At 75.6% G+C, this 6,283-nt stretch carries 6 protein-coding genes; 4 read left to right on the plus strand and 2 right to left on the minus strand.

Features of this window, described 5'->3' with window-relative positions:
• Nucleotides 1-79 precede the first annotated feature (79 nt).
• Complete coding sequence (locus tag ACFT41_RS31930; RefSeq protein WP_377590248.1) at nt 80-1,279, plus strand: DUF1015 family protein; 1,200 nt, start codon at nt 80-82, stop codon at nt 1,277-1,279.
• Between the two features lie 79 nt (nt 1,280-1,358).
• The gene (locus ACFT41_RS31935; RefSeq protein ID WP_377590247.1) at nt 1,359-1,826 is read left to right on the plus strand and encodes a ribose-5-phosphate isomerase; all 468 of its coding nucleotides are present in this window, start codon (nt 1,359-1,361) and stop codon (nt 1,824-1,826) included.
• 36 nt (nt 1,827-1,862) lie between these two features.
• Here ACFT41_RS31935 and ACFT41_RS31940 read toward each other — a convergent pair whose 3' ends face one another.
• Both ACFT41_RS31940 and ACFT41_RS31945 read right to left on the minus strand, forming a co-directional pair.
• Nucleotides 1,863-2,189, minus strand: a complete 327-nt coding sequence (locus tag ACFT41_RS31940) for a hypothetical protein (RefSeq protein WP_377590245.1) — start codon at nt 2,187-2,189, stop codon at nt 1,863-1,865.
• Nucleotides 2,190-2,213: 24 nt separating this feature from the next.
• On the minus strand, nt 2,214-3,446 hold the full coding sequence (locus ACFT41_RS31945) for a GNAT family N-acetyltransferase (RefSeq protein ID WP_377590244.1): 1,233 nt from the start codon (nt 3,444-3,446) through the stop codon (nt 2,214-2,216).
• Between the two features lie 109 nt (nt 3,447-3,555).
• Between ACFT41_RS31945 and ACFT41_RS31950 the strand changes: the two genes are divergently transcribed.
• Both ACFT41_RS31950 and ACFT41_RS31955 read left to right on the plus strand, forming a co-directional pair.
• The gene (locus ACFT41_RS31950) at nt 3,556-4,119 is read left to right on the plus strand and encodes a hypothetical protein (protein ID WP_377590242.1); all 564 of its coding nucleotides are present in this window, start codon (nt 3,556-3,558) and stop codon (nt 4,117-4,119) included.
• Nucleotides 4,120-4,398: 279 nt separating this feature from the next.
• Entirely contained in the window at nt 4,399-6,279 is a 1,881-nt protein-coding gene (locus ACFT41_RS31955) for a propionyl-CoA synthetase (protein WP_377590240.1), read from the plus strand.
• Nucleotides 6,280-6,283 lie beyond the last annotated feature (4 nt).

A 6,283-nucleotide genomic window follows, 5' to 3' on the forward strand; every position in this document is an offset into this window, starting at 1 on the left:
CGGCGGGGCCCCGCTCAGTTGGTGGACTGGGGTGGGGTGCGGGGGGTGGCGTGAGCGCGCGGCGGTAGCGTCAGCGGACATGACGGTCGTGCATCCGATCGCCCGGGCCTGGATCACCACTGGCGGCACCGGCGCGCAGAACTACGACGAGTTCGCCGACGACGCGGAGATCACCGCGATCATCGAGGCGAACCCGCACAGTGCCCTCGGCATCGAGATGCCCCACCGGGCGCCGGAGAGCCTGGGGAAGTCGTTCCTCGACGCGCTCCCCGACGCGGTGGCCCGGTTCACCGAGGCGAAGGCCGACGGCAGCTACACCCCGGCCGAGCAGGTCGTGGTCCTCTACCGGATCAGCGCGCCGGGGGAGGAGACCGCGTACGGGCTGTTCGCCATGGTCGACACCGACCAGATCTCCACCAGCGCCGACGAGCCGGGCCTGGTCATCCGCAACGAAGACGTCTTCATCGCCAAGGTCCGGGAACGGGTCGCCCTCGCCGAGGCGCTCGGGCACCTGCTCTCGCCCGTACTCCTGCTCCAGACCGGCCGGGGCGACGAGCTGCACGCCGCGCTCGCGGCGGCGACCGAGACGGCCGGCGCGCCCGCCGCGACCGACACCGACCAGGCCGGGCGCACGCACGCCGTGTGGCTGCTCGGCCCCGGCCCCGAGCAGGACGCGCTGACCGCGCTCGCCGGCGGCGGCGAGCTGGTGGTCGCCGACGGCAACCACCGCAGCCTCGCCGCCCAGACCGGCGGCCTGTCCCGCTTCCTGGCCGTGGTGACCACCCCCGCATCGGTCGCCATCCAGCCCTACAACCGGCTGGTCAGCGAGCTGACCGTCACCCCGGCCGAGCTGGTCGACCGGCTCCGCGCCGCCGGGGCCGAGGTCGAGCCGGTCGACGGCCCGGTCGAGGTCCCCGCGGCCAGCGGCACCGTCGTGCTCCGGCTGCCCGACCAGGGGTACGCGGTGCGCCTGCCGCACGTCGACGGCGGCCGGCTGGAGAACCTCGACCACGCCCTGGTCGAGCGGGTGCTGCTGCGCGACGCGCTCGGCCTCGACCCCGGCGACAAGCGGATCACGTACGTCGGCGGCGACTACCCGGCGAGCTGGCTGACCGGCGAGGTCGACGCGGGCCGCGCCGAGCTGGCCGTGCTGATCGCCCCGGTGACCGTCGACGACTTCGTCGCGGTGAACCTGGCCCGGGAGAAGATGCCGCGCAAGAGCACCTGGTTCACGCCGAAGGCCCGGGGCGGCCTGGTGGTGGCCGAGCTACCCCGCTGACCTGCGCTTTTGTGGCGAAACCGGCTCCGCGCCGCCGCCCGTGCGTCGGCGCGTGAGCCGGCCTGACAGACTGCGCGGTATGCGCGTCTATCTGGGATCCGACCACGCCGGTTTCGAGCTGAAGGTGCACCTGGCCAGCCACCTCGCCAAGCAGGGGTACGAGGTGGTCGACGTCGGGCCGCACGTCTTCGACCCGGACGACGACTACCCGGCGTTCTGCCTGCACACCGGCACCCGCGTGGTCGCCGACCCGGACAGCCTCGGGATCGTCATCGGCGGTTCTGGCAACGGCGAGCAGATCGCCGCCAACAAGGTCGCCGGAGTGCGGGCGGCGCTGGCCTGGAGCATCGACACCGCCCAGCTCGGCCGGGAGCACAACGACGCGAACGTCGTGGCCGTCGGCGCCCGCCAGCACACCCTGGACGAGGCGACCGCCATCGTCGAGGCGTTCCTCACCACGTCGTTCTCCGGCAACCCCCGGCACGCCCGCCGGATCGACCAGGTCGCCGCGTACGAGCAGAGCCACGAGCTGCCCGAGCTGCCCTGACCCGGAGAGGACCCGCCCGGAGAGGACCCGTCCCGCTCAGCGACCGGAGCGGGGCAGGTCCTCGCGGGGCACCCAGTTGCGCCGGACGACGACCACCCGCTCCTCGGCCTCGGCCAGGTCCGCCTCGGTGGGCCGGGCGGCGTCCCGGGCCCGCATCGCCGCCCGCAGCCCCACCTGCGAGGAACCGGGGCCGACCAGGCCGCGCAGGCCCCGCTCGCCGCCGTCCCGGTCGTCGCCGCCGGGGGCGGGCCGGCGGCGTGGCGGCTCGGCCACCACGTCCTGCACCCCGGCCGTGGCGTCCGCCGGGGCCTCGCCGTCGGTGTGGTGCCTCGACCGGCGTCGCCGTCGCTCCGCGTCACCCATTCGTCGACCGTACCGCCCCGCCGGTCAGAAGACGCCCGACCCCGACGGGGCCCGGTGCCAGGAGAAGGCCGGGCCGGCGGCGGCGAGCGCGCCGGGGCGCAGCTCGGCGACCCGTCCGGCGTCGGCGAGCGCCGTGAGGCCCACCCCGCCCAGGTACAGCTCGCCGAGCGCCCGGACGTCGCACGCCAGGTCGGCCGGCCCGTCGGCGGGCACGCAGCGGGCGCCGTCCGGGCCGCCGGTCAGCCGCCAGCGCCCCGCGTTCTCCGGCAGCAGCTCGTCGGTCACCTCGACCACCACGTCGACGGCGGCGGCGTAGCGGCGGGCGGCGAGGGCGGCGGGTACGTCCACCACCCGCAGCCACAGCGCGTCGGTCACCCGGGGCTCCAGCCGGCGCGGCTCGTTGACCAGGCGCAGCAGCGGATCGTCCACCGGCCCCCGGTAGGACAGCCGCCGGGTCAGGTCGAGCGAGAGCAGCGGCCGCCACAGCGCCAGGCGGGCCGCCGGGTTCGCGGCCACCAGCTCCTCGACGACGGTCACGCCACACGGGCCGGCGGCGTCGTGGCCGCCTCGGGAGCGCCACAGCGCGTACCCGTCGAGCGTGCCGTCCGGGGCCTCGTGCAGCAGCACCCGCCGCTCCGTCGCGTCGTCCCGCCCGCCGGGCGGGTCGCCGAGCACGTACCGCCACCACCTGTCGTCCCGGTCGGACCAGCCGGGGCGGTCGGCGCGCTGCCGGTCGTACACCCGGGCCAGCTCGGCCCGCCGCGCGGCCGGGCGGTCCAGGCGCAGCTGGCCCTCGGCGGCGGTCGGGGCGGGCAGCCGCAGCTCGGTGGTGGCGCACTCGACGGCGAGCTGCTGGGCGGCGAGGCCGTAGCCGAAGCGGGGGTAGATCCTGCCCTCGCTGGCCCAGAGCACGGCCACCGGCTCCCGGCCGGCGTCGCGGACCTCGCGCAGCTGCCGACGCATGAGCCGGGTGAGCAGGCCGCGGCGGCGGTGCGTCGGCAGCACCCCGACCATGGTCACGTGGGCGGCGGGGACTGCCGCCCCGGGCACGGTCAGCTCCCGGGTGAACGCCGCGGCGGACGCGACGAGGTCCGCGCCGTCGAAGACCAGCAGGCTCCGCTGCGGTTCCCAGATGCTCCGTTCGGCCTCGCGCGTCTCGGTGCCGAGGGTGGTGTGGAACGCGATCTCGAACAGGCGGGCCAGCTCGTCGAAGTCGCCGGGCCGGCCGATGGTGATCGGCAGCGCAGTATCCGTCATTGTCCGTGTCTATCCCACAGCCCACGCACGGGCGAGCGGATTTGCCGGCTGGTTACCCTCGAAGACGGCGGGCCGGCGACGCCGGCATCGGTCAGGGGGAGGACACGAGATGGCAGACCAGACACAGCCGTGGGCGGAGCGCACGGTCGAGGTGTCGCCGCAGCCGGGTGTCGGGGTGCCGCCGCAGCCCGACGCCTTCCGCCGGGGCGTGGCGTCCGTCGGCCAGCGCCGCGCGCCGCGTACCGCGCAGTTTCCCTCCGTCGAACACGGCGGCCACGGTGACCACGACGGGCACGACGGGCACTGGTCCGACGTGTCGGCGCCCCGCCGGCCGCTGAGCTGGCACCTGAGCCAGCTTCGGGCCGGCGGCGAGTGGAGCGCCGCCGGCGCACTCTTCGCCTTCGTCTGCTGGGGCATCTGGGCCATCTCCGGGCGGGGCAACCTGGGTGCGCCGGTGCTCACCTTCCTGCTCAGCCTGCTGGTCGCCGCAGGCCTGTTCGGGCTGTCCCGGTTGCTCGGCCGGGTGATCTGGGAGCGGCAGCTCGGGCGGGTCCGGCGCAGCGCCCGGGGCGCCCACCTGGTGACAGCCGTCTTCCTGGTCGGCCTGGGGGTCGCCTACCTCCAGCAGACCGAGTGGGTGGTCTCCGCCTGGAACTGGGTCACCGGCAACTGAGTCCGGTGCGCCCGGGTGGCCGGCGTGAGCCGGCCGCCCGGGCGTCGCCGTCGCGGCCGGCGCGACGCCGGCCGTTCCTCACCAGGCCGGCGCCGCTTACCCGCCCGGCGGGCCTTCATCCGCCCCGGGCGGACCCGGTTGCGGAGAGGGCCGGCAGACCGCCCGGACGGGGCCCCGTCGGCCGACCGCAGCACCGTTCGGCGACCCGGGGGGTACGTCCGGCGCACCGGAACCGATCGGCCGTCGTGCCCACCCGTCGTGCCCGGCGATCATGGCCGGATGGGCGCGTATCGAGCAGCTTACGAGCGGAGCATCGCCGATCCGACCGGCTTCTGGCGGGACGCGGCGGCGGAGATCGACTGGCACCGGCCGCCGCAGCGGATCCTCGACGACACCCGGGCCCCGCTGTACCGCTGGTTCCCCGACGGGGAGCTGAACACCTGCCACAACGCCCTGGACCGGCACGTGGCGGCGGGGCGGGGGGACCAGCCGGCCCTGATCCACGACAGCCCGGTCACGGGCGTCACCAGCACCTACACGTACGCCGAACTGCTTGATGTGACCGCGCGGTTCGCCGGGGCGCTGCGCCGGCTCGGGGTCGGCCGGGGCGACCGGGTGCTGCTCTACCTGGCGATGGTCCCGGAGGCGGTGGTCGCGATGCTGGCCTGCGCCCGGATCGGCGCGGTGCACTCCGTGGTGTTCGGCGGGTTCGCCGCGCACGAGCTGGCTGTCCGCATCGACGACGCCCGGCCGAAGGTGGTCGTGGCCACCTCGTGCGGCATCGAGGTGGACCGGATCGTGCCCTACCACCCGATCCTCGACGCGGCCCTCGCCGAGGCCGAGCACGCCCCGCAGCGGTGCGTGATCGTGCAGCGCCCCCAACATCCCGCCCCGCTGACCCCGGGCCGGGACGTCACCTGGGACGACGCCCTCGACGGCGCGGAGCCCGCCGACTGCGTCCCCGTCGCCGCCACCGACCCGCTCTACGTGCTGTACACCTCCGGCACCACCGGCCGCCCGAAGGGCGTCGTACGCGACAACGGCGGGCACGCGGTGGCGCTGCGCTGGTCGATGCGCCACGTCTTCGACATCGGGCCGGGCGACGTCTTCTGGGCCGCCTCCGACGTCGGCTGGGTGGTCGGCCACTCCTACATCGTCTACGGCCCGCTGCTCACCGGCGCGACCACCGTGCTGTACGAGGGCAAGCCCGTCGGCACCCCGGACGCGGGGGCGTTCTGGCGGGTCGTGTCGCAGCACCGGGTGGCCGCCCTGTTCACCGCCCCCACCGCGATCCGGGCGATCCGCCGGCAGGACCCGGACGGCACCCGCATCGGTCGGTACGACCTGACCAGCCTGCGGACGCTCTTCCTGGCCGGGGAGCGGCTCGACCCGGACACCTTCGCCTGGGCGGGGGCGCGGCTGGGCGTGCCGGTGGTGGACAACTGGTGGCAGACCGAGACGGGCTGGCCGGTGGCGGCGAACCCGCGCGGCCTCGAACCGCTGCCGATCAAGGCCGGCTCGCCCTCGGTGCCGGTCCCCGGCTACGACGTGCGGGTGGTCGACTCGCGGGGCGCGCAGGTGCCGGCGGGCGTCGACGGCTCGATCGTGATCAGGCTGCCACTGCCGCCGGGCTGCCTGCCCACCCTCTGGGGCGACGACGAGCGGTACGTCCGGTCGTACCTGAGCACCTTTGACGGCTACTACCTGACCGGCGACGGCGGCCGGTTCGACGCCGACGGCTACCTCTACGTGATGGGCCGCACCGACGACGTGATCAATGTGGCCGGGCACCGGCTCTCCACCGGGGCGATGGAGGAGGTGCTGGCCGGGCATCCGGCGGTGGCCGAGTGCGCCGTGATCGGCGTCGCCGACGCGCTGAAGGGCCAGGTGCCCAGCGGGTACGTGGTGCTCAAGGCCGGCGTGGAGGCCGCCCCGGACAGCCTCGCCGCCGAGCTGGTGGCCCTGGTGCGGGAGCGGATCGGCCCGGTGGCCGCGTTCCGCCGGGTGACCGTCGTGCCGGCGCTGCCGAAGACCCGCTCCGGCAAGATCCTGCGCCGCACCATGCGCGGGCTGGTGGAGGGGCGCGACGAGCCGGTGCCGGCCACCATCGACGACCCGGCCACGCTCAGCGTCTTCCGGGACCTGGCCAGGGCCGACTGACGGC

The organism is Micromonospora sp. NPDC057141 (assembly GCF_042670805.1).
GTDB lineage: Bacteria > Actinomycetota > Actinomycetes > Mycobacteriales > Micromonosporaceae > Micromonospora.